17 protein-coding genes, 1 tRNA gene and 1 pseudogene are annotated in these 23107 nt (G+C 76.6%); 2 read left to right on the top strand and 17 right to left on the bottom strand.

Annotated features, from left to right (window positions below):
* Positions 1 to 66: 66 nt before the first annotated feature.
* Both AAHH18_RS05540 and AAHH18_RS05535 read right to left on the bottom strand, forming a co-directional pair.
* Positions 67 to 894: an ABC transporter ATP-binding protein gene (locus tag AAHH18_RS05540; RefSeq protein WP_343300968.1), complete on the bottom strand. Its 828-nt coding sequence runs from the start codon at positions 892 to 894 to the stop codon at positions 67 to 69.
* Positions 895 to 962: 68 nt separating this feature from the next.
* Positions 963 to 4565, bottom strand: a complete 3603-nt coding sequence (locus tag AAHH18_RS05535) for an ABC transporter ATP-binding protein (protein ID WP_343300873.1) — start codon at positions 4563 to 4565, stop codon at positions 963 to 965.
* A gap of 106 nt (positions 4566 to 4671) precedes the next feature.
* Here AAHH18_RS05535 and AAHH18_RS05530 point away from each other — a divergent pair, with 106 nt between their 5' ends.
* Positions 4672 to 5427, top strand: a complete 756-nt coding sequence (locus tag AAHH18_RS05530) for a VOC family protein (RefSeq protein ID WP_343300872.1) — start codon at positions 4672 to 4674, stop codon at positions 5425 to 5427.
* A gap of 3 nt (positions 5428 to 5430) precedes the next feature.
* Here the strand turns inward: AAHH18_RS05530 and AAHH18_RS05525 are convergent, their stop codons facing one another.
* The 6 genes from AAHH18_RS05525 to AAHH18_RS05500 all read right to left on the bottom strand — a co-directional run bounded on the left by AAHH18_RS05525 (position 5431) and on the right by AAHH18_RS05500 (position 13148).
* Entirely contained in the window at positions 5431 to 5799 is a 369-nt protein-coding gene (locus AAHH18_RS05525) for a hypothetical protein (RefSeq protein ID WP_343300871.1), read from the bottom strand.
* Between the two features lie 86 nt (positions 5800 to 5885).
* Complete coding sequence (locus tag AAHH18_RS05520; protein WP_343300870.1) at positions 5886 to 7868, bottom strand: ABC transporter ATP-binding protein; 1983 nt, start codon at positions 7866 to 7868, stop codon at positions 5886 to 5888.
* Complete coding sequence (locus AAHH18_RS05515; RefSeq protein WP_343300869.1) at positions 7865 to 9598, bottom strand: ABC transporter ATP-binding protein; 1734 nt, start codon at positions 9596 to 9598, stop codon at positions 7865 to 7867. Before AAHH18_RS05515 ends, AAHH18_RS05520 begins: the two co-directional genes overlap by 4 nt.
* 149 nt (positions 9599 to 9747) lie before the next feature.
* Positions 9748 to 11037 carry an MFS transporter gene (locus AAHH18_RS05510; RefSeq protein WP_343300868.1) on the bottom strand — a complete coding sequence of 430 codons (1290 nt, stop codon included), beginning with the start codon at positions 11035 to 11037 and terminating at the stop codon, positions 9748 to 9750.
* Between the two features lie 103 nt (positions 11038 to 11140).
* The gene (locus tag AAHH18_RS05505) at positions 11141 to 11299 is read right to left on the bottom strand and encodes a hypothetical protein (RefSeq protein WP_222169327.1); all 159 of its coding nucleotides are present in this window, start codon (positions 11297 to 11299) and stop codon (positions 11141 to 11143) included.
* A 94-nt stretch (positions 11300 to 11393) separates the two neighbouring features.
* Positions 11394 to 13148, bottom strand: a complete 1755-nt coding sequence (locus tag AAHH18_RS05500) for an FAD-dependent oxidoreductase (RefSeq protein ID WP_343300867.1) — start codon at positions 13146 to 13148, stop codon at positions 11394 to 11396.
* A gap of 274 nt (positions 13149 to 13422) precedes the next feature.
* Here AAHH18_RS05500 and AAHH18_RS05495 point away from each other — a divergent pair.
* Positions 13423 to 14592, top strand: a pseudogene (locus AAHH18_RS05495) (Cmx/CmrA family chloramphenicol efflux MFS transporter); the annotation flags it as partial.
* Positions 14593 to 14684: 92 nt separating this feature from the next.
* Here AAHH18_RS05495 and AAHH18_RS05490 read toward each other — a convergent pair.
* The 9 genes from AAHH18_RS05490 to AAHH18_RS05450 all read right to left on the bottom strand — a co-directional run.
* Positions 14685 to 14761 (bottom strand) — tRNA-Pro (locus AAHH18_RS05490).
* A gap of 27 nt (positions 14762 to 14788) precedes the next feature.
* Positions 14789 to 16087 carry an MFS transporter gene (locus AAHH18_RS05485; RefSeq protein WP_343300865.1) on the bottom strand — a complete coding sequence of 433 codons (1299 nt, stop codon included), beginning with the start codon at positions 16085 to 16087 and terminating at the stop codon, positions 14789 to 14791.
* Complete coding sequence (locus AAHH18_RS05480; RefSeq protein WP_283320434.1) at positions 16084 to 16743, bottom strand: GntR family transcriptional regulator; 660 nt, start codon at positions 16741 to 16743, stop codon at positions 16084 to 16086. Before AAHH18_RS05480 ends, AAHH18_RS05485 begins: the two co-directional genes overlap by 4 nt.
* Positions 16744 to 16843: 100 nt before the next feature.
* A complete protein-coding gene (locus AAHH18_RS05475; protein ID WP_343300864.1) occupies positions 16844 to 17959 on the bottom strand; it encodes a hypothetical protein in 1116 nt (371 codons plus the stop codon).
* Positions 17956 to 19518 (bottom strand): ribosome biogenesis GTPase Der, encoded by a 1563-nt coding sequence (der, locus tag AAHH18_RS05470; protein ID WP_343300863.1) that lies wholly within the window; start codon positions 19516 to 19518, stop codon positions 17956 to 17958. Before der ends, AAHH18_RS05475 begins: the two co-directional genes overlap by 4 nt.
* A 92-nt stretch (positions 19519 to 19610) precedes the next feature.
* Positions 19611 to 20318 carry a lysophospholipid acyltransferase family protein gene (locus AAHH18_RS05465; protein ID WP_283320437.1) on the bottom strand — a complete coding sequence of 236 codons (708 nt, stop codon included), beginning with the start codon at positions 20316 to 20318 and terminating at the stop codon, positions 19611 to 19613.
* The gene (cmk, locus tag AAHH18_RS05460; protein ID WP_343300862.1) at positions 20315 to 21064 is read right to left on the bottom strand and encodes a (d)CMP kinase; all 750 of its coding nucleotides are present in this window, start codon (positions 21062 to 21064) and stop codon (positions 20315 to 20317) included. The genes AAHH18_RS05465 and cmk overlap by 4 nt, the downstream gene beginning before the upstream one ends.
* Positions 21061 to 22182 carry a prephenate dehydrogenase gene (locus tag AAHH18_RS05455; RefSeq protein WP_343300861.1) on the bottom strand — a complete coding sequence of 374 codons (1122 nt, stop codon included), beginning with the start codon at positions 22180 to 22182 and terminating at the stop codon, positions 21061 to 21063. Before AAHH18_RS05455 ends, cmk begins: the two co-directional genes overlap by 4 nt.
* The coding region (locus tag AAHH18_RS05450; RefSeq protein WP_343300860.1) for a pseudouridine synthase at positions 22179 to 23107 on the bottom strand (929 nt) is incomplete at its 5' end. The genes AAHH18_RS05455 and AAHH18_RS05450, both read right to left, overlap by 4 nt.

Genomic DNA, 23107 nt, shown 5'->3' with positions numbered 1-23107 from the left:
GCCCCGGACCGGCCGCGGGGCCTGCGCCGCGGCGCACGGTCGGTCGCGCGCCGCGGCGGCGGCCCGTCAGGCCGGGACCGCGGTGGGCGCCCGGTCGGTGGCCGCGGGCGCCAGGCACCGGAGCTGCAGCCGCGGGGTGTGGACGGCGACGTGGCCCGTGCCGGGGTCGGTGCGGACCTCCACGTCGATCTCGTACACGTCGCTGAGCAGGCGCGACGTCAGCGCCCGGTCCGGTGTCCCGTCCGCGACGACCCGGCCGGCGTGCAGCACGAGCACGCGGTCCGCGACCGCCGCGGCCTGCTCCAGGTCGTGCAGCACCACCCCGACGGCGACGTCGTGCACGTCGGCGAGCGAGCGCACCAGCTCCAGGACCTCCACCTGGTAGCGCAGGTCGAGGTGGTTCGTCGGCTCGTCCAGCAGCAGCACGCCGGTGTCCTGCGCGAGCGCGGACGCGAACCAGACCCGCTGCACCTGGCCCCCGGACAGCGCGTCGACGTCGGCGTCCGCGAGGTCGGCGATCCCCGCGAGCACCAGCGCCCGGTCCACGGCCTCCCGGCCCGCGGGGTCGGTCCCCCGCCAGCCGCTGCGGTGCGGGTGCCGGCCGAACTCGACCGCGTCGCGCACGGTGATGCCGGCCGGTGTCGGCCGGGACTGCGCCAGCAGCGTGACCCGCCGGGCGAAGTCGCGCGCCGAGAGCGCACCGGCGTCGGCGTCGTCCAGGGTGACGCGCCCCGCGGACAGCCGCTGCAGCCGCGCCATGCCCCGCAGGAGCGTCGACTTGCCGGAGCCGTTCGGCCCCACGAGCGCGGTGACCTGCCCCCGGGAGAGCGTCACGCTCGCCCCGGTGACGACGGGGTCGCCGCCGTAGCCGATGCTGACGTCGGCGGCGGACATCGCGGTGGCGGTCTCGAGCACGCCGCCGACCTTAGCCAAGCCTTACCTCATCAGGCAATCACCGGCGCTCAGCCCGCGAGATGGCCCCAGCGTCCCGCGAGCTCCTGCCACGGCCCGACGGCGGCCACCGCTCCCTCCTCCAGGACCACGACCCGGTCGGCCCGCGCGAGCGCGGACCTCTTGGCCGAGGCGCCCACCACGGTGGTCCCCCGGGCGCGGAGCGACTGCCAGAGCTCGATCTCGGTCGCGGCGTCGAGCGCGCTCGACACGTCGTCCGCGAGCAGCAGCTCGGACCGGGTCGCCAGCGCCCGCGCGAGCGCGAGCCGCTGCACCTGGCCGCCCGACAGGCGCACCCCGCGGTGACCCACGAGGGCGTCCGGTCCGCCGGCGTCCGCGACGTCGTCGCCGAGGCGGGCGTCCTCGACGGGCCCCGCCACGTCCCGGTCCGCGTGGTCGAGCCGCACGTTGTCCGCGAACGTGCCGGACAGCACGCGCGGCACCTGCGCCACGTGGGCGACCCGACCGGGCCGGAGGAACTCCTCCGGGTCGTCCACCTCCGTGCCGTTCCACGCCATGCGGCCGGTGTGCGTCATGAGCCCGGCGAGGGCCGACAGCAGGCTCGACTTGCCCGACCCGACGCGACCGAGCAGGAGCACCAGCTCGCCGCGCCGCACGGTCAGGTCCACCCCCGCGACGCCGACGGTCCCGTCGTCGTGCACCGCGGACAGCCCGCGCAGCTCCAGGTGCTCGAGGCGGTCGCGCCCGTCGGCCCGCGGCGCCGGCGCCGCACCCTCGGGCAGGTGGACGCCCGGCGGGACGGCGCACAGGTCGGCGCCGCCGGCGAACTCGGCGGTGGCCCGCTGCCAGGCGCGGGTGCCGGGCGCCTCGGTGACGACCGCTCCCGCGACGACGCCGAACCAGTTGAAGCCGGCGACCGCACCGGCGACCAGCAGGGTCGACGCGAGGTCCCACACGCCCCCGAGCAGCGCGGCCCAGGACACGACCACGCCGGCCTGCACGGCGACGATCGGCACGCCGTCCAGCACCGCCTGCACCCGGTGCTCGCGCACCGCCGCCTCCACCCGGCCCGAGTCCACCCGCCGCAGGTGGGCGTGGACGTCCGGCGTCCGCGCCGCGAGCTTCACCGTGCGCGCGGCGTCCAGCGCCGAGACCAGCGCCCGCCCGAACGTGGCGCGGGCCGCCGCCGAGCGGGTGGCGGACCGGCCCGCCGCCCGGCGTCCCGCGAGGGCGCAGGCGGCGCCGACGACGAGCACGCCCAGCAGGACCGCTCCCGCCAGCAGGGACCACGACAGCACGGCGGTGACGGCGACCAGCACCAGGCCGTTGGCGAGGTCGACCCACCGGTCCGCGTACCGCGCGAACCGGTCGGCGTCGAGCGCCCGCGCGACCACCTCCCCGGGCGGCGTTCGACGCAACCGGTGCTGCTGCGTCTGGCCGACCAGGACGGCCATCCGGACGCGCAGCAGCACCTCCACCCACCAGCGCGGGTAGAGCCGGAACGCCAGCGCGCCGCACGGCGCGACCAGCAGCAGGAGGACGACGAGCACCGCGACGAGCGCCGCCGGCGCCTCGCCCGCGCGCAGCCCCTCGACCGTGCGGCCCCACAGGAACCCCGTGACGGCGCCCTGGGCCGCCACCAGGCTCGCGGCCAGGAACAGCAGGCCGCCGCCGATGCCCCAGCGCGGCGTGACGCGCAGCGCGTGGGCGATGCCGCGGGCCAGGCTCAGGCCGGGACCGGGCTCGCGCAGCTCCGGGGGCGGGCCGGAGCGGCGGCGGACGCCGACCGACCCCGTACCGTCCGCCTCGCCGTCCGGGACGACCTCGTCGGTCACCTCGGCGCCCGTCACCTCGTCGCCGGTCACCTCGACACCCGTCACCTCGACACCCGGTGCGTGCTCGCGCTCGGTCCCGTCGCTGCGCGACGCGATCAGCAGCGTCCGGAACGGCCCCTCGGCCGCCGCGAGCACGGCGCGCGGCCCCTGCTGGACGACCCGGCCGTGGTCCAGCACGACCACCTGGTCGGCCCGGTCCACCGTGCCCAGGCGGTGCGCGACGAGCACGCCCGTGCGCCCCCCGAGCAGCCGGTCCGCGGCCGCCACGACCCGGGCCTCGGTGAGCGGGTCCATCCGCGCGGTCGCCTCGTCGAGCACGACCACCTGCACGTCGCGGACGAGCAGGCGCGCGAACGCGACCAGCTGCTCCTCGCCGGCCGACAGGGTGGTGCCGCCGGGTCCGAGCAGCGTGTCCAGCCCGTCGGGGAGGCCGGCCACCCACTCCTCGAGGCGCAGCTCGCGGACGGCCGCCTCGACCTGGGCCCGCGGCACGTCGGCGAACAGCGCGACGTTCTCGGCCAGCGTGCCGGCGAGGATCTCGGTGCGCTGCGTGACGACGCCGACCGCCGCCCGCAGCTGCCGCAGGTCCAGGTCGCGCACGTCGACACCGCCGAGCAGGACGGTGCCGCGCGGCGGCTCGACGGCGCGGGACAGCAGGGCGGCGAGCGTGGTCTTGCCCGAGCCGGTGCGCCCGACCAGGGCGACCGTCTGCCCCGCGGGGACGCGCAGCGAGACGTCCCGCAGCGCGAACGCACCCTCCTCGTAGGCGAAGTGGAGGTCGCGCAGCTCCAGCCCGACCGGCCCGGACGGCACGGGGAGCCCGCCCTCCGGCTCCGGCGGGGACTCGAGCAGCTCCCGGATGCGGATCGCCGCGCCGATGCCCTCCTGGAGGTCTGGCAGGTTGCGCGCCAGCTGGTCGAACTGCCCGACGAACGACGCGGTGACGAGGAACAGCGTGACCAGCTCGGCCACGGACAGCCGGCCGCCGGCGGCCAGCGCCACGCCCGCCACGGCGACCGCCCCGAGCAGGGCGTGCAGCAGCATCCCGGCGCGGGCCGTCATGAGCGTCTCGACGGCGAGCACCCGGTCGAGCGTGCGGTGCACGAGCGCCGAGGACTCCGCGAGCCGCCGCACCGCGAACGCCTGCCCGTGGCTCGTGCGCAGGTCGTCGCGCGCCGCCACGGCCTCCTCGAAGGCCGCCGCGTTGTCGGTCCAGGCGCGCTCCTCGACGACCTTGCGGCGCGCGATCTCGCCCAGGGACGGCCGGACGACGAGCACCGTCAGGGCCCCGAGCAGCGGGAAGAGCACCCACGCGGGCCACCACGTCACGCCCGCGACCACCCAGAGCGGGACGCAGCCGACGACGGTGCGGCCCATGCCCCAGACCTGCCGCCGCACCAGGGCGCCGACCGCGTGCGTGTCGTCGTCGACCCGGTCCAGCACCTCACCCACGGCCTGCTCGGTGAGCGTCGCGAGCGGCTGGTGCAGCGCCGCGCTGAGCAGGTCGCCGCGCAGCCGGCCCTCGGCCCGGTCCACGACCCCGGCCCACACGACCTGCCCGACCGAGTCGACGAGCGCCGCCCCCACCAGGCAGAGCGCGAGCAGCGCGAGCCCCGTGCCCGTCGGGTCCTCCGCCAGGCGCCCCGCGACCACGGCGCCGAGCGCGGACCCGACCGCGCCGACGGTCAGCGCGGTGAGCGCGAACGCCGCGGCCCGGCCGCCGAGGCGGCGCACGTCGAGGCGGCGGGCCCGGTCGTCGGGACGGCGGGGCGCGTCCGGCGTCGGCGGAGCGGTGGCGGTGGTGGCGGTGCTGGTCATCGTCCGACGACCCTAGGCACCGGGTCCGACACTCCCCCACACTTTTCCACCGGCGGGCGGCCGCGCCGTCGTCTCCCGGGTGATCCCGGTCGCTACCGTGGGCGCCGTGATCGTGTGGACCACCGCCTTCCTCGACGGCGGAGCAGCGGCCTGGCCCGCCACCCTCGACTTCTGGACGCGGGCGACCGCCACCCGGCTCTCGGCGCCCCGTGGCCCCGACGACGAGTTCGTCACCCTGCTGCCGGACGACGGCGTCGCGTTCCTGCGCGCGCAGCGCACCACCACCGGCGCGCCGCGCGTGCACCTGGACCTGCACGTCGACGACGTGCGGCGGGCGGCGGACGACGCGGTCGCGCTCGGCGCCCGGCAGATGCTGAGCGCCCGGCACGTCCTGCTGAGCTCGCCGGGCGGCCTGCCGTTCTGCGTGGTGGCGGCGGACGGGATCGAGGGACCCCGCCCCGCACCGCGGCGGTGGACGGCGCCGGACGGCCGCAGCCACACGAGCCTCCTCGACCAGCTCGCGGTGGACGTGCCCGCCGACCGGTGGGAGCCGGAGGTCCGGTTCTGGCAGGCGCTCACCGGGTGGGCGGCGCGTCCCCACGACCCCGGCGCGTCGCTGGTGCCGCTCGTCCGCGGGGACGGCATGCCGCTGCGGATCCTGCTGCAGCGTCTCGACGAGCCCACGGGTGCGGTGCGGGCCCACCTCGACGTCGCGTGCGACGACCGGCCGGCCGAGACCGCGCGGCACGTGGGGCTGGGCGCGCAGGTCGAGCGCGTCCGCGAGCGGTGGACTGTGCTCGTGGACCCGGCCGGGCGCCGCTACTGCCTGACCGACCGGGACCCGGCGACCGGCGAGGGCTGACGATCAGCGGCGCGGCCGGTCGACCAGCGCCGCCGTGCCCGCCGCGAGGACGCCGGTGACCAGGGCCACGGACGGCCAGGCGCCCAGGTGCGGCGCGAGCAGGTGGGACGCGACGAAGCAGCCCGCGCCGAGGACGAGCACCCCGGCGACCCGCGCCGGGCCGGCGGTCGGCAGCGCACGCCAGCCGCTCCACGCGACCCCCGCGACCAGGACGGCGCCGCCCACGGCGCGCACGCCCGTCGCCTGGGCGGCGGCGAAGCCCCCGGCGAGGGTGGCCGCCGCGACGACCGCCGTCGGGACCCGCGGCCACGGTCCCCGGGGCACCGCCGGGGTGGCCGAGCCGGTGCGGGAGGGGTTCGCCGGAGACGTCATGCGCCCATCCTGCCCCGGCCCACCCGCCGCGGCCTCGTCCGGGCCCGGCGCGCTCACCGCCGCCGGGCCCGGACGCTCCGCGCGGGTCAGACCTGCTCCTCCACGACCGCCCCGGCGAACTGCGACTGGTACAGCCGGTGGTAGGCGCCCCCGGCCTCGATGAGCGCCTCGTGCGTGCCCTGCTCCACGATCGCGCCGTGCTCCATGACGAGGATCAGGTCCGCGTCGCGGATCGTGGACAGCCGGTGCGCGATGACGAACGACGTCCGCCCCTCGCGCAGCGACGCCATGGCGTGCTGCAGCAGCCGCTCCGTGCGCGTGTCGACCGACGACGTCGCCTCGTCGAGGATCAGCACGGACGGCTGGGCCACGAACGCGCGCGCGATCGTGATCAGCTGCTTCTCGCCCGCGGACAGGTTCGCCGCGTCCTCCTCCAGCACGGTGTCGTACCCGTGCGGCAGGGAGTGGACGAACCGGTCGACGTAGGTGGCCTGCGCCGCGGCGAGGACCTCCTCGTCGGTGGCCGACTGCCGGCCGTAGCGGATGTTCTCCCGGATGGTGCCGGAGAACAGCCACGGGTCCTGCAGCACCATGCCCGTGCGGGCGCGGGCGTCGTGGCGGCTCAGCTCCGCGATGTCCTGGCCGTTGACGAGGATGCGGCCGCCGTCGAGCTCGTAGAACCGCATGAGCAGGTTGACCAGCGTCGTCTTGCCCGCGCCGGTCGGCCCGACGATCGCGACCGTCTGCCCGGGGCTGACGGTGAACGACAGGTCGGTGATGAGCGGCTGGTCCGGGCTGTAGGAGAACGACACGTGCTCGAACTCGATGGTGCCGTCGCCGTCGGCGGGCGCCGGGGCGTCCGCCGCGTCCGCGCTCTCCTCGTCCTCGTCGAGCAGCTGGAACACCCGCTCGGCCGAGGCCGTGCCGGACTGGACGACCGCGGCCATGCCGCCGAGCTCGGACAGCGGCTGCGTGAACATCTGCGTGTACTGGATGAACGCCTGCACGCTCCCCAGACGCAGGCTGCCGTTGGCGACCATGAGGCCGCCGAGCACCGCGATGCCGACGTACGTGAGGTTGCCGACGAACGACATGCCCGGCCAGATGATCCCGGACAGGAACTGCGCCCGGAACGACGCCCGGTAGAGCTCCTCGTTCTCCGCGCGGAACCGGTCGGCGAAGTCGCGGCGGCGGCCGAACACCTTGACGAGCGCGTGGCCGGAGAACGACTCCTCGACCCGGGCGTTGAGGCGGCCGACCTTGCGCCACTGCAGCCCGAAGGCCTTCTGGGACTTCGGGCCGATCACGCCGAAGATCACGCCCATCAGCGGCAGCGACACCAGCGCGACCAGGGCGAGCTGCCACGAGATCGAGAACATCATGACCAGCACGCCGATGACCGTGAGGATCGAGGTCAGCGCCGTGGACAGCGACTGCTGCATGGTCTGCGTGATGTTGTCGATGTCGTTGGTGACGCGGGAGATCAGCTCGCCGCGCTGCACGCGGTCGAAGTACGCCAGCGGCAGCCGGTTGATCTTCTGCTCGACGGCCTCGCGCAGCCGCCACATCGCCCGCACCATGACGACGTTGATGATGTAGCCCTGCCCCCACATGAGCAGGGCGCTCGCCACGTACAGCGCGAGGACGGTCAGCAGCAGGCGCCCGAGGTGGTCGAAGTCGATGCCCTGCCCGGGCACGAGCCGGTCCATGGCCGCGACCATGTCGGCGAGGCGGTCCTGCCCGTCGAGGCGCAGCCCGGCGACGGCCTGCTCCTGCGTGATGCCCTCCGGGAGCTGCCGCGACACGAAGCCCGTGAACACCGCGTCGGTCGCGCGCCCGAGGATGCGCGGGGCGAGCACGGTCAGCACGACGCCCGCGGCGCCCATGAGGGTCACGGCGACGAGCGCGAGCCTGTAGGGGCGCAGCAGCCCGAGCATCCGGCCGAACGACTCCTTGAAGTTGTCGGCCTTCCCGGGGGCGACGCCCTCCCACGAGTCGGACGCGATCCGCGCCTGCTCGCCGAGCTCGATCTCGAGCTTCTCGTCCTCGGTCAGCGTCTGGTCGCTCATCGGCCGGCCTCCACGGAGAGCTGGGACTCCGCGATCTCGCGGTAGGTCTGGTTGGTGGCGAGCAGCTCCTCGTGGGTGCCCAGGCCGGCGACGCGGCCGTCCTCCAGCACGAGGATCGCGTCGGCGTCGGTCACGGTCGAGACCCGCTGGGCGACGACGATCTTCGTGACCTCGGGCAGCTCGCGCCACAGCGCCTGCCGCAGGCGGGCGTCGGTCGCGAGGTCGAGCGCGGAGAACGAGTCGTCGAACACCAGCACCTCGGGCCGGCGCACGAGGGCCCGCGCGATCGCGAGGCGCTGCCGCTGGCCCCCGGAGACGTTGGTGCCGCCCTGCGCGATGCGCGCCTCGAGCCCGCCGTCCATCTGCGAGACGAAGTCGCTGGCCTGGGCGATCTCCAGCGCCCGCCACAGGTCGCGGTCGGAGGCGTCCTCCTGGCCGAGCCGGAGGTTGGACGCGACCGTGCCGGCGAACAGGAACGGCCGCTGCGGGACCAGGCCGATGCCGGCCCACAGGTCCTCCAGTGCGGCGTCCCGGACGTCGACGCCACCGACGCGCACCGTGCCGCCGGTGGTGTCGAACAGCCGCGGGACCAGCGACACGAGCGTGGTCTTGCCCGCGCCCGTGGAGCCGATGACGGCGACCGTCTGCCCCGGCCGGGCCGTGAAGGTGATCCCCGACAGCACGGGGTGCGCGGCCTCCGGGTAGGCGAAGGTCACGTCCTCGAACGCGACCTCCCCCGGGCGGGGGCGCCCGCGCACGGGCTGCTCGGGCTCGGCCAGCGTCGACGTGCTCGCCAGCACCTCCGCGATGCGCTCGGCCGAGACGGCGGCGCGCGGGATCATCACCGTCATGAAGGAGGCCATGAGGACTCCCATGAGGATCTGCCCGATGTACTGCATGAACGCGAGCAGCGTCCCGATCTGCACGTTCCCGTTGTCGACCTCGATGCCGCCGAACCAGATCACGCCGACGACCGTGACGTTGAGGACGAGCATCGCCAGCGGGAACAGCAGGACGAACAGCGAGCCGATCTTGCGGCCGACCACCATGATGTCGGTGTTCGCGACCCGGAACCGGTCGGCCTCGATCGACTCCCGGACGAATGCGCGCACCACCCGGACGCCCGTGAGCTGCTCGCGCATGATCCGGTTCACCGCGTCGAGCTTGCCCTGGTAGGACCGGAACAGCGGCACCATGCGGCTGATGATGAGGCCGGCCACCACGAGCAGGACGGGCACGGACACGGCGATCAGCCACGACAGCCCGACGTCCTGGCGCAGCGCCATGATCACGCCGCCGATGGCGAGCATCGGTGCGGACACCAGCATGGTCGCGCCCATCATGGTGACCATCTGGACCTGCTGGACGTCGTTGGTGTTGCGGGTGATGAGGGAGCCGGCGCCGAACTGCGAGATCTCGCGCTCGGAGAACCCGCTGACGCGCCCGTAGACGTCGTCGCGGATGTCCCGGCCGGCCTGCATGGCGGCGCGGGCGGCGAAGTACGTCGCGACGATCGCCGCGAGGATCTGCCCGAGCGACACGGTCAGCATGAAGGCGCCGGTGCGCCAGATGTAGCGGGTGTCGCCCTGGGCGACGCCCCGGTCGACGATGTCGGCGTTGAGGCTGGGCAGGTAGAGCATCGCGAGCGCGGAGCCGAGCTGGAACACCAGCACGCCCGCGAGGAGCCATCGGTAGGGACGCAGGTAGCGCCAGAGCAGTCGGGCGAGCACGGGGGTCTCCATGGTCGAGGCGGCGAGGTCACGGCCACGGCCGGTGGGGGGACCGTCCGTATCGGCGAGCACGAGGGTACGCACCGGCACCGACACTCTCCGCCGGTTTTCGCCTCCGGCGTCGCGGACGTGCGAACCGGGCGCCGGAGTCAGGGGCGCGGCGACGCCCGCCCGACCGCACCCGGTGCACGGTCACGCGCGCCGCCACGGGCGTGCACCAGCAGCACCGCCACCGCCCCGGCGGCCGCGACCGCTCCCGCACCGAGCGCGAGCCCGCCGTACCCGGCGGCCGCCAGCACGAGGCCCGCGAGGGCGCCGCCACCGGCTCCGGCGGCGGACATGAGCGCGTCCGACAGGCCCTGGATCGCCACGCGGCCGTCGCCCGGGACGGCCGCGGCGATGATGCTCGACCCGGCGACGGTCGCCGCGGACCACCCGAGGCCGAGCAGCACGAGGCCGGTCGTCACCACGACCGTGCTCGCCCCCGACGCGGCGGCGGCCAGGGCGGCGACGACCAGGACGCCCAGCCCCCCGACGAGGACGGCGAGCGGGCCGAGCCGGTCGCTCAGCCACCCCATGACCGGGGCGAGGGCGTACATCCCGGCGATGTGCAGGCTCACCGTCAGCCCGACCACGGTCACCGTCGCGCCGTGCCCCGCCATGTGGACCGGCGTCATGGCCATCACCGCGACCATGACCGCGTGCGCCACGACGACGCCGAGCAGCGCCGCGACCGCGCGCGGGAACCGCGCCAGCGTCGCGACGGCCAGGCGGAGCGGGACGTGGTGACGGACCCCCGTCTCCACCGAGGTGCCGCGCTCCGCCGCGCGCGCCACCTCGAGCGGGTCCGGCCGCAGGCCGAACCAGAGCACCGCGGTCGCCGCGAGCATGCCCGCGGCGGAGAACAGGAACGCGGCCCCGAGCTCCGGCAGCCCGGTGAGCCGCCCGAGCGGTCCCCCGAGCCCCACGAGGTTCGGCCCGGCCACGGCGCCCACGGTGCCGGCCCACACCACCAGCGACAGGTCCCGCGCCCGGGTTCCGGCGGTCGAGAGGTCGGTCGCGGCGAACCGGGCCTGGAGGTTCACCGCGGAGCCGGCGCCCATGAGCACGCCGCCGGCGACCAGCAGCGGGAAGCTCTCCAGCACGGAGGCGAGCACGAAGCCGAGGGCGCCCGCCGTCGCCACCACCAGCCCGGAGCTGAGGGCGGTGCGCCGGCCGCGGGCGAGGGCGAGGCGCGAGAGCACGAGCGCCGCGACGGCGGCGCCGAGGGTCGCGGCGGTGGTCACCGAGCCGGCGACGGCCTCGCGGCCCGTCAGCTCGACCGCCAGCAGCGACCCGATCGACACCACCGACCCCGCGGCGAGCCCGCTGAGCACCTGCGCCCCCGAGAGGAGCACGATCGTCCGGCGCCGCAGCCCCGCGGGGATCCCGTCCGTCATCCGCCCGTCCGCTCCTCGCGCTCCGTCCCGGACGCGACAGGCCCGCCACGTCCGCGGCACAGCGTGCCACGCGCGGCGGGCCCGGACCGTCTCCGGACCGGGGTCACCGGCCGCCGAACAGGCGGGCGAGGAACCCCGGCTCGCTCTCGTGGCCCTCGCAGCGCTGGGACTGCGGGACGCCGCGCATGACCTGGTCCACGTGCTGGCCGCAGCCGGACCAGGTGACCTTGCCGCACGTCCGGCACGTCACTGCCTGACACATGGGTGTACCTCCAGAGGGGTCGTGGGCCGGTGCCGGCCCGGGGGTCCGAGGGATCTCGGGGGTCGTGGTCAGCCGCGCGGGCGGGGGCCCGCGCTCAGGCGACGCGTGCCGGCTCCGGGACGACGAGCACCTCGTCCGCCGCGTCGCCGAGCCAGCCCCGCAGCGTCAGCATCCCGCCGGACAGGTGCGCGACGTCCGCGAACCCCTCCTGCGCGAGCACCCGCAGGGCCAGGTAGGAGCGCATGCCGGACTGGCAGTGCAGCCGCACCGGGCGGTCGCCGGCGGCCTCACGGATCTCGGCGAGCCGGTCGCGCACCTGCGTGTGCGGGACGTTGAGCGCGCCGGGCAGGTGTCCGGTGGCGAACTCGGCCGGCGACCGCACGTCGAGCACGAACGCCCGCTCGAGCACGTCGTCGAGGTCGGCGGCCTGCCAGAGCCGGACGGTCCCGGTCGCCACGTTGTCCGCGATCATGCCGGCGAGGTTCACGGGGTCCTTCGCCGAGCCGTAGGGCGGCGCGTACGCGAGGTCCAGGTCGATGAGGTCCGCGGCGACGGCCCGGTGCCGCATCGCGGTCGCGAGCACGTCGATCCGCTTGTCCACCCCGTCGGCGCCCACCGCCTGCGCGCCCAGCAGCAGGCCGTCGCCGGTGCGGACGTGCAGCACCAGGTGCACCTGCTCGGCGCCCGGGAAGTAGCCCGCGTGGCTGCCGGGGTGCAGGTGGACGGTCTCGTAGCCGGTGCCCGAGGCGTCGAGCGCGGCGCGGTTCGCGCCCGTCATCGCGGCGGTCAGGGAGCCGACCCGCACGACCGCCGTGCCGAGCGGCTGCGGCAGGGGCCGGGCCGTCCCGGGCCGCAGGATGTCGTCGGCCACCAGGCGCCCGCCGCGGTTCGCCGGCCCGGCCAGCGCCACCGGTCGCCGCACGCCGGTGACCGCGTCGGTGCTCACGGTGGCGTCGCCGGTCGCCCACACGCCCGGCAGGTTGGTCCGCCCGTGCTCATCCACGACGATCGCGCCGCGCTCGCACGCCACCCCGGCCGCCTCGAAGGGCGCCGTGTCGGGGCGCACGCCGACGGACAGCACCACCGTGTCGGCCGGCAGGCGCGTGCCGTCGGCCAGGACGACGACGTCGGCGTCGACGCCCTGCTCGACGGCCGTGGCCGCCACCCCGTCGTGCACCGTGATCCCGAGCCGGCGCAGCTCGGCGGTCACCAGGCTCGCGAGCTCGCGCTCGAGCGGCGGCAGCACGTGGTCCGCGAGCTCGACGACGTCGACCTCCAGGCCGCGCAGCCGCAGCGCCTCGGCGGCCTCGATCCCGATGAACCCGGCGCCGAGCACGACCGCGCGCCGGGCGGCCCCGGGCCCCGTGACGGCCTCCCGCAGCCCCACGGCGTCGCCGACGGTGCGCAGCGTCGTCACGCGCGGCGACCCGATCCCCGGGACGGGCGGCACGACGGCGCGGGCGCCGGGCGCGAGCACCAGGGCGTCGTAGCCGATCACCTCGGTGCCCGACGGCGTCCGCACGGTGACGGCACGCGCCTCGGCGTCGAGGCCGATGACCTCGTGCCGGACGCGCACGTCCAGGTCGAGCGCCGCGGCGAGCGAGGCGGGGGTCTGCACCAGCAGGCTCTGCTCCCTCTCGATCTCCCCGCCGACGTAGTACGGCAGGCCGCAGTTCGCGAAGCTCGGGTGGTCCCCGCGCTCCAGCACGACGATCTCGGCGCGCTCGTCGAGCCGCCGGGCGCGGGCCGCGGCGCTCATGCCGCCGGCGACCCCGCCGACCACGACGATCCGCGTGCGGCGTGCCCCTGCGCCGCGCGCGGCACCCTCGACGACCTTCTCGCTCAGCATGCGACGACTATACCCCCCGGGGTATCGCTCCGTCGAACGTGTCGGGCGCAGGGGCGGGACCGACGGGGCCGGTTGGTAGCCTCGCGAGGTGAGCTCGCCGCAGACAGACAGGTCAGGGCTGCCGGTCCGCCGGTAGCCCGCGATGCCCCCGCCCGTCCCCCCGGGGACCTGACGCGCCGACCCCTCGGCGCCGTCGCAGGAGCCCTCACGCATCCGGAGCGCCGGTGGCGCCACGCGCCTACCCCGTCACGTCCGCGCTCCGGAAGGTCCACCCGTGCCCGCTCTGCTCCGCCTGCTCGCCGTCGCCGTCTTCGCGCAAGGCACCTCCGAGTTCGTCCTCGCCGGCCTGCTCCCCGGCATCGCCACCGACCTGGGCGTCCCGCTCGCCCGCGCCGGCCTCCTGACCTCCGGGTTCGCGCTCGGGATGGTCCTGGGTGCGCCGGTCATGGCGGCCGCCGCGCGCCGCCTCGCACCCCGCTGGGCGCTCAGCGGGTTCCTCGCCGTCTTCATCGCCGCGCACGTCCTCGGTGCCGGCACCGGCAGCTTCGCCCTGCTGCTCACGTCCCGGGTCGTCGCGGCGGCGGCGAACGCCGGGTTCCTGGCCGTCACGCTCTCCACGGTGACCCGGGTCGTCCCGGCCGGCCGCCGCACCCGTGCCCTGGCGGTCGTCCTGGGCGGCACCACGCTCGCGCTCGTCGCCGGCGTCCCGGCCGGAGCCCTCGTCGGAGACCTCCTCGGATGGCGCGCGACCCTCGGGGCGATCGCCCTGCTCTGCCTCCCACCGCTGGTCGCGGTGCTGGTCGCCGCCCCGGCACGCCCCGCGGCGGACGCGGGGACCGGAGCGGCCGGCACGATCGGCCGCGAGCTGGCGAGCCTGCGGGCGCGCCCCGTCCGGCTGGACCTCGCCCTGACGGCCCTGGTCAACGGCGCGACCTTCGGCAGCTTCACGTACCTCGCCGCGGTCGCCGCCGGGCCGGCCGGCCTCACCGGCGGCGCGCTCCCCGCGCTCCTGGCCGTGTTCGGCGTCGGGGCCTTCCTCGGTGTCACGCTCGCCGGGCGGATCGGCGACCGGCACGGGCGCCGGCTCATCACCGTCACCGGGCCGGCCCTGGTCGCGGGGTGGGCACTGCTGGCGTGGGCCGCGGACGCCCCGGTCGCGCTGCGGGTGCTCACGCCGGTGCAGGGCGCGCTCTCGTTCGCGCTGGGCAGCACCCTGGTCGCGCGCGTCGTCGCCACCGCGGACGCCCCGACGATGGGCGGCTCCTTCGCGACGGCCGCGCTGAACGTCGGCGCCGTCGTCGGACCCGTCGGCGCCGGCCCGGCCCTCGACGCCGCCGGCGCCGCCGGCCCGTTCGCCGTCAGCGCGGCGCTGGTGCTCACCGCGGTGGGCCTGTGGGGCGTCGTGACCGTGCGCGCACGGCGAGCCTCGCGGGCGGCGCGCGGAGCGGCAGCCGGGAGGCCCGGCGGGAGACCGGCGCTGAGGGCTGCCCCGGACACGACGGAGCCCCGGCGGGAGGCTCTCCCGCCGGGGCTCTCTGGTCGGGCTGACAGGATTTGAACCTGCGACCCCTTGACCCCCAGTCAAGTGCGCTACCAAGCTGCGCCACAGCCCGATGGCCCCCGCAGGAGCCTCGGCAACTCTACCGTATGCGGACCGTGCCGCTGTCCCCCGCGGGCAGGTGGGAGCGCCACGCGCACGCGACCACGACCAGGCACGCCGTCGCGATCACGGCGCCGCCCAGGAACATCGCGGGGTACGCCCAGCGCGTCGAGAGCCAGGCGAGCACGGCCGGGACGAAGAACCCGAGGTACGCGACCGAGTAGTACACCGCGGTCAGCCCCGCGAGGTCGGCCGGCGAGGCGATGCGCTGCACCTCCGACAGCCCGGCCACGAGCGCCAGGCCGTACCCCGCTCCGAGCACGGCCGCGGCGAGCAGCACGACCGGCAGCGCGAGCGTGGCCGACGCCCAGGAGGCCAGCGCCATGCCCGGCACGAGGATCGCCAGCGCCACGACGGACGCGCGGGCGCTGTGCCGGGTGTCGATGAGGCGCGCGACGGACTGCACCGCGAAGCCGACCGCGAGGGTCACGACCGTGAGGAGCGCGGAGAAGGCGATCGGTACGCCGCCGGCGTGCGCGCGCATCAGCCCGGGCAGGACGGCGTAGGCGCTGCCGACGGCGCCGAACACCCACGGCGCGAGCGGCAGCACGACGCGCAGGAACCGGCGGTGGCCGACGGCCGGCACGCGCAGGTCGTCGCGCAGCCGGCCGCGGTCTGCCGGCGCGGCGTGGGTCTCGGGGACCGCCAGCACGGCGACCCCGGCCGCGACGGTCAGGGCCGCGTGCACGAGGTACGGCGTGCCGGTGCGCCACGGCCCCCACTGCGCGAGCACGCCCGCCAGACCGGCACCCAGCAGGAACCCGGCGGTCAAAGCGAGCGACGCCCGCCGGGCACCGCTGCGGGGCTCCCCCGCCGCGGCGCTCAGCTCGGCGACCCAGGTCGTCCCCACGGCCATGACGAGGCCCAGCGCCAGGCCCGAGAGCACCCGGCCCACGGCGAGCGCCGGCACCGAGGCGGGCCCGAGCGCCAGCACGAGCGACCCGACGACGCCGAGCGGCGCGGCGGGCAGCAGCAGGGGCCGGCGCCCGAACCGGTCGGACAGGGGGCCGCCGACGAGCAGCGCGGGGACGATGCCGAGCACGTAGGCGCCCAGCAGCACGTTCACGGTCAGTGCGGACAGGTGGCTGACCTCGCGGTACATGACGAGCAGCGGCGTGAACTCGTTGCCGCCCCACGCGATGGCGACCATGAGCGCCGCGACGCGCCGCCAGACGCGAGGGTCGGCGGGGTCCGTCGCGCGGGCGGTGGTCGGCTCGGCCGCCGTGCGCACCTCGGCCGCCGTGCGCACCCCGGCCGCCGTCCGCACCTCGGCCGTCACCGCGCACCGCCGAGGTGCGCCGCGTGCAGGTGGGCGCGCAGCCGCTCGCGGAACCGCGCGGCGTCCCCCGCCTCGATCGCGGCCACCAGGCCCTCGTGCTCCTCGACGAACCCGGGCGCCCGCTCCCCCGACCGCCCGACGGACAGGGCGATCATGCGCTGCTGCCGCTCGCGCAGCGTCACCGCGAACCCGGTCAGCAGCGCGTTGCCGCCCGCGGCGACGACCGCGAGGTGGAACGCGGCGTCGTGGTCTGCGTAGCCGTCCAGGTCGCCTGCGTCGACGGCCTCCTGCTGCCGCGCCAGCAGGTCCCGCAGCCGCGAGACGAGCGCCGTCCGCGCGGCGGCGTCGGTCGCGACCACGTCGACGGCGTGCGACTCGAGCAGCAGCCGGGCCTCGACCGCCGCCTCGGCCTCGCCGGGCGCGAGCGGGACGACCAGCGCGCCGCGCTTGGGGAACAGGCGCAGCCAGCCGTCCGCCGCCAGGCGCAGGAACGCCTCCCGCACGGGCGTGCGGCTCAGCCCGAGCTCGTCCGCGACCTCGCCCTCGCTGACCATCTCCCCGGCGGGGAGCCGGCCCGTGAGCAGGGCGTCCTTGACGTGGCGGTAGGCGAGCTCGGCCGCGGGGGCCGCCGGCGCGGAGGGCCGTGCGAGATCCATGGGCACTACATGTATCTCAGTCGTGCACGAGGACGTCCGACGCGTCCGCCCCGTGGGACGGCCCGGTCCCGCGGAGCGGTCGACGGGACCGCCCGGAGGGTCACCCGCGGGCGGCGTCCGCCTCGTCCACGGGCGCCGTCGGGTCGGTCCCCGCCCGGCCGCGCAGCACGTCCAGTTCCGCCGCGACGAGGCCCAGCAGCGCGAGGTCCACGACGAGCCCGCTCACGGCGCCCCACTGGTCCACACGGAACAGGAAGATCTGGGTCAGCAGCAGGTTCACCAGCACGGCGCGCCGGAACCACTCGTAGCCGCGTGCGCGATCCCGGCCGACGTGGTGCAGCCCCACGCCCGAGCACACCAGCGAGGCGGCAGCGCTGACCAGCATCCCGGTGAGGGCCCACCACGGCAGGTCGGTCCCGGTGGCGACGAGGACGACGCCGCGCGCCACCGTCGCCAGGGTCACCAGCGCCAGCACCGCCACGGTCACCCGCGGCAGCCACCGCACCCGCACCACCCGGCGCGACACCCGGACCACCCCGCGGGCGACGGCGCTGATCGGGTCGGGCAGCTCGCGCGCGTCGTCCTCGACGACGGCCAGCAGCGCGCGCACCTCCGCGGCGCCGCGCACGTCACCCGCCGCGTCGACGAGCTCACGCGCCTGACGTCGCGCGCGGTGCGTGAACCCCCCGGCGAGCCCCGCCACGGCCAGGTCGGTCGCGGCGGCGAGCGTCTCGTGCGGGTCGCGGCGCCGGGTGTGGATCGCCTCCCCGGCGAGCACCAGCAGCACCACCACGACGTAGATGAGCGACGCCGTCGGCTCGTAGAAGTAGTCGTTGTCCGCGGTGACGAACTTGCCGATCTCGTCGACGAACAGCCCGAACCCGATCCCGCCGACCAGCGCCGCCGCCGGTCGCACCACGGGCCCCGCCCACGACAGCACCGCCACCACGGCGAGGGCCATCAGCAGCCCGCCCCACAGGACGTGCGCGATGTGCAGCCCGTCGCCGCCGAGCTGCGGGAAGCCGGTCAGCGCCAGCAGCCCCCGGGTGACCAGCACGGTCAGGACCGTCACCGCGAGGAATCCGGCGACGTGCCGCGGACCGGCGGGGTCGCGCGGCAGGCCCAGGACGAGCACCGGCGACCGGCGCGGCGCGAGCTCCCGCTCCCCGCCCGCCCGTGCCGCCCGCTGCCCCGGGTCCACCGCCCCGCGCGTCACCGCTTGCGCTTCTCCCGCACCCGCACGGAGATCGAGATCGGCGTGCCCTCGAACCCGAAGGTCTCGCGCAGCCGGCGCTCGATGAACCGCCGGTACCCGGCCTCGAGGAACCCGGTCGCGAAGATGACGAACCGCGGCGGCCGGGTCGACGCCTGGGTGGCGAACAGGATCCGCGGCTGCTTCCCGCCGCGCAGAGGGTGCGGGTGCGCCGCGACCAGCTCGCCCAGGAACGCGTTCAGCCGGCCCGTCGGCACGCGGGTGTCCCACGACTCGAGCGACCGCGTGAGCGCCGGGACGAGCCGGTCCGTGTGCCAGCCCGTCCGCGCCGAGATGTTGACGCGCGGCGCCCACTGGATCTGCACGAGCTCCTTCTCGATCTCGCGCTCCAGGTACGGCCGGCGGTCCTCGTCCATGAGGTCCCACTTGTTGTACGCGATCACCAGGGCCCGGCCCGCGTCGATGACCTGCTGGATCACGCGCGTGTCCTGCTCGGTCAGCGGCTGCGACGCGTCGAGCAGCACCACCGCGACCTCGGCCTTCTCGATGGCCGCCTGCGTGCGGAGCGACGCGTAGAAGTCGGCCCCGGACGTCTGGTGGACGCGCCGCCGGATGCCCGCGGTGTCGACGAACCACCACGGGACGCCCTTGAGCTCCACGAGCTCGTCGACCGGGTCGCGCGTCGTGCCGGCGGTGTCGTCCACGACGACGCGGTTCGTGCCGAGCACCTTGTTCAGCAGCGAGGACTTGCCGACGTTCGGCCGGCCGACGAGAGCGACGCGGCGCGGTCCGCCCGGGCGCACGGTGCCGTGCTGGGAGACGCGCGGCAGGGCGTCCATCGCGGCGTCGAGGAGGTCGCCCGTCCCGCGCCCGTGCAGGGCGGAGACGGGGTGCGGCTCGCCCAGGCCGAGGCTCCAGAGCTCGGAGGCGTCGGCCTCGACCCGCGGGCCGTCGACCTTGTTGGCGCAGAGCACCACCGGCTTGCCGGACTTGCGCAGCAGGCGCACGACGCGCTCGTCGGTGGCCGTCGGGCCCACCGTCGCGTCGACGACGAACAGCACGGCGTCCGCCAGGGAGATGGCGACCTCGGCCTGCTCCGCCACGCGCGCCTCGATGCCCGCGACGTCGACCTCCCAGCCGCCGGTGTCCACCAGGGTGAAGCGCCGCCCGGCCCACTCCGCGGGGTACGACACGCGGTCGCGGGTCACGCCCGGGCGGTCCTCGACCACGGCCTCGCGTCGGCCGAGGATGCGGTTGACCAGCGTCGACTTGCCGACGTTCGGCCGGCCGACGACCGCCAGGACCGGGAGGGCGACCTCGATCTCGTCGTCGTCGCCGTCGCCGAGCGCGCCGGACAGCAGCGCGACGTCCTCGTCCTCGAGCTCGTACTCCTCCAGGCCGGCGCGCAGCGCCCGCTCGCGGGCCTCGTCGTCCGCCGGCTCGCCCTCCGCGGCGCCGACCGGCACGTCGGTCGACCCGCCCGCGTCGAGGTCGAGGTCGACGTCGGCGTTCCCGTCGACGGGTCCGCTGGTGGTCGGCTGGGCCGGCTCGCTGTCACGCATGGGCACCATTGTCCCCGACGGGCGGACCGCGGACGACCGGCCCCGGCGTCGGGCCGGGCGCGCCGGGCGTCCGCACCCCGGGCGCGGGGCCGTCAGTCGCTCGGCAGCGACGTGCCCGTGCGCTCCGCGGCGGCCGCGACGAGGCTCTGCAGGGCGACCCGCACCGCCTCCGTCCCGGACGCGATCGCGTCGCGCCGCGACTGCCCCGCGGCCGGCTGGACGTCCAGCGGCTCCCCGATCTCCACGTGCAGGCGACGCCGCGGCCCGGGGACGTGCCCGACCGACTCCCCCGTGCGCCGGGTGCCGAGGATCGCGACCGGGACGACCGGCGCGTGGCCGTTCACCGCGAGCCAGGCGACGCCCGCCCGCGCGGACGCCGCGTCACCGCGCCCGCGGTTGCCCTCCGGGAACACCCCCACGGCGTCCCCGCGCTGCAGCACGCCGAGCGCGGTGACGAGGGCCGCGCGCCCGCCGGAGCGGTCCACCGGGATCTGGCCGGACCAGCGCAGGATGCCCGCGAACGGCCCCGCGAACATCTCCTCCTTGACCAGGATGTGCACCGGTCGCGGGGTGACGCCGGCCAGCAGCGGCCCGTCGACGACGCTCGTGTGGTTCGCGGCGAACAGCACCGGTCCCGAGGCCGGCACGCGCTCCGCCCCCACCACCCGCGCGTCCCACAGCGCGTGCGCCAGGAACCACCCGATGGCCCGGGCCCCGCGCGGGACCGGTCGCTCCGCGTACCGGCGCCCGGGCGCCGCCGACCGCACGCCGGCGCCCTCGGCCCGGCCCGCCGCGGTCACGCGTGGACGTCCGCGACGCGGGCCACCACGTCGAGGACCGCCTGCACGGTCTGGTCCAGGTCGAGCTCGGAGGAGTCGACGGTGACCACGCCGTCGGAGGCCACGAGGAACTGCGACACCGTGGAGTCGTCCGCGTCGCGCCGCACCACCTGGTCGCGCGTCGCGGCGACCGCGGCCGCGTCGTCCGTGCCGTGGACCTCGCGCGCGCGCCGGGCGAGGCGCGCCTCCTCGCTCGCCGTCAGCAGCAGGCGCACGTCCGCGTCCGGGGCGATGACGGTCGTGATGTCCCGCCCCTCGGCGACGACGCCCCGCCCGCCGGAGAACGAGGTCGGCACGGCCTGCGCCGCGATCTCCTCGCGCTGCCGGCGCCCGAGCTCCGCGCGGACCCCGAGGTTGGTCGCGACCGCGCTCACCGCGGCGGAGATGGCGGTCTCGCGGATCGCCCCTCCCACGTCGTGGCCGTCCACGTGCACGCTCGGGTCGCGGGGGTCCACGCCCATGACCAGCGGCATCCGCCGCACGAGCGCGGCGACCGCCTCGACGTCGGTCAGCGGGACGCCGCGGTGCAGCGCCCACCACGTCGCCGCGCGGTACATCGCCCCCGTGTCCAGGTAGGCCAGGCCGAGGCGCTCGGCCACCCGCCGCGACACCGTCGACTTGCCCGACCCGGACGGGCCGTCGATCGCCACCACCACGCCGCGGCGTCCCGTCCCCGTCCCCGTCGTCGCGTCCTCGCGCGTCGTCACCTCACCAGCCTCCATCCGCGGGCCGTCAGCTCCGCCTCCAGGTGCGCCGAGCGCGCCGGGTCCACGGACACCGACGCCATGCCGACGGGCCGTCCCGCGGCGTGCTCGAGCTGCAGGTCCTCCAGGTTCACGCCCGCGGCACCGACGTCCGTCAGCAGGCGGGCCAGCTCGCCGGGCTGGTCGGGCACCAGCGCCGTGACGACCGCGTACGCGCGCGGCGCGCCGCCGTGCTTGCCCGGCACCAGCGCGACCCCGGCGTTGCCGTCGGCGAGCAGCCGCGCCAGCCGGGCGAGCGCGCCGAGCTCGACGTCCTCCGGGCCGGTGGCGCGGGCGGCGCTGTCGATCGCCGCCAGCACCTCGTCCAGGTCCGCGCGCAGGCCGGCCAGGACGTCCCGCACCGCCCCGGCGTTGGCCGCGAGGATCGACGTCCACAGGGCGGGGTCCGACGACGCGATCCGGGTCACGTCCCGCAGGCCCTGCCCCGCGAGGCCGAGCGCGTCCGGCTCGGCGTCCCGCAGGCGCGCGGCCACGAGGCTCGCGGCGACCTGCGGCACGTGGGACACCACCGCGACGGCGGCGTCGTGAGCCTCCGCGTCCATCGTGACCGGCACGGCCCCGAGGTCCGCGGCCAGCGCCCGCACCACGAGCAGTGCGTCGGGCCGGGACTCCCCCGAGTCGACGACCACCCACGGCCGCCCGACGAACAGGTCCGGCACCGCCGCGGCCGGGCCGGAACGCTCCCGGCCGGCCATCGGGTGCGATCCGACGTAGCGCGTCAGGTCCGCGCCCGCGGCGCGCAGCTCGCGCAGCACGTAGCCCTTGACGCTCGCCACGTCCGTGACCACCGCCGCGGGGTGGGCCGCGAGCTCCGCCAGCACGACGTCCGCCGTGACGTCCGGGGGCGCCGCGACGACGACGAGCGCGGGCTGCGGGTCGTCCGCCGCCGCGGGCCGGCCCGCCCCCACGTCCCGCGCCAGGGCGAGGGCCGTCCGGGACGGGTCGTGCAGCGTGACGTCGACGCCCCGGGCGGTCAGCGCCAGGCCGACGGACGCGCCCAGCAGGCCGGTGCCGACGACGCGGACCGGCCCGCGGGTCGCGACGGCGCCGTTCCCGCTCACATGCCCACCGACGTCATCAGCGAGCCGACCTCCGGCTTCCCCAGCACGCGCGTACGCCCCGGGCGCAGGTCGCCCAGCTTGATCGGACCGATCTGCGTGCGCAGCAGCCGCGTCACCGGGTGGCCGACCTCCTCGAGCAGCCGGCGGACCACGCGGTTGCGGCCCTCGTGGAGCACCAGCTCGACGAGGGAGGCCTGCGGCGTGGCGTCCACGACCCGGAACGCGTCCACGGTCACCACGCCGTCCTCCAGCTCGACGCCCTTGCGCAGCACCGACCCGAGGTTGCCGGCGACCCGGCCCTCGACGGTCGCCAGGTACGTCTTGGTGACGCCGTGCGACGGGTGCGAGAGACGGTTCGCCAGCTCGCCGTCGTTCGTCAGCAGCATCAGCCCCTCGGAGTCGGCGTCCAGCCGTCCGACGTGGAACAGCCGCTCCTCGCGGTTCTGCACGTACTGCTCGAGGGACGGGCGCCCCTCGGGGTCGTGCATGGTCGACACGACCCCCAGCGGCTTGTTCAGCGCGAGCGTCACCACCGACCGGTCGAGCTGCAGCCGCAGGCCGTCCACGTGGATGACCGCCGACCGGGGGTCCACCCGCACGCCGAGCTCCACCACGACCTGGTCGTCGACGCTCACGCGCCCCGACGCGATGAGCTCCTCGCACGCCCGGCGCGAGCCGAGACCCGCCTGCGCGAGCACCTTCTGCAGCCGCACGCCCTCGGGGTCGTGCACGTCGAGGTCCTGCTGCGCGCGCTGCGGACGGGGCCGGCGCTGCTGCGGCGGACGGGACGGCCAGGCCGACCCGGGGCGGCCGAGGTCGGGCCCGCGCCGTGCACCGGCCCCGCTGCTGCGCTGGGCACCGCCGCGGGGGGCGCCGCTGCCGCGGGGCGTCTCCGACCCGCCACGCGGCGCGCCGGAGCCGTCGC

Source organism: Cellulomonas olei (genome assembly GCF_039548315.1).
In the GTDB taxonomy this organism is placed as follows: Bacteria; Actinomycetota; Actinomycetes; order Actinomycetales; family Cellulomonadaceae; genus Cellulomonas.
This window is presented reverse-complemented; position numbering and strand designations above follow the sequence as displayed.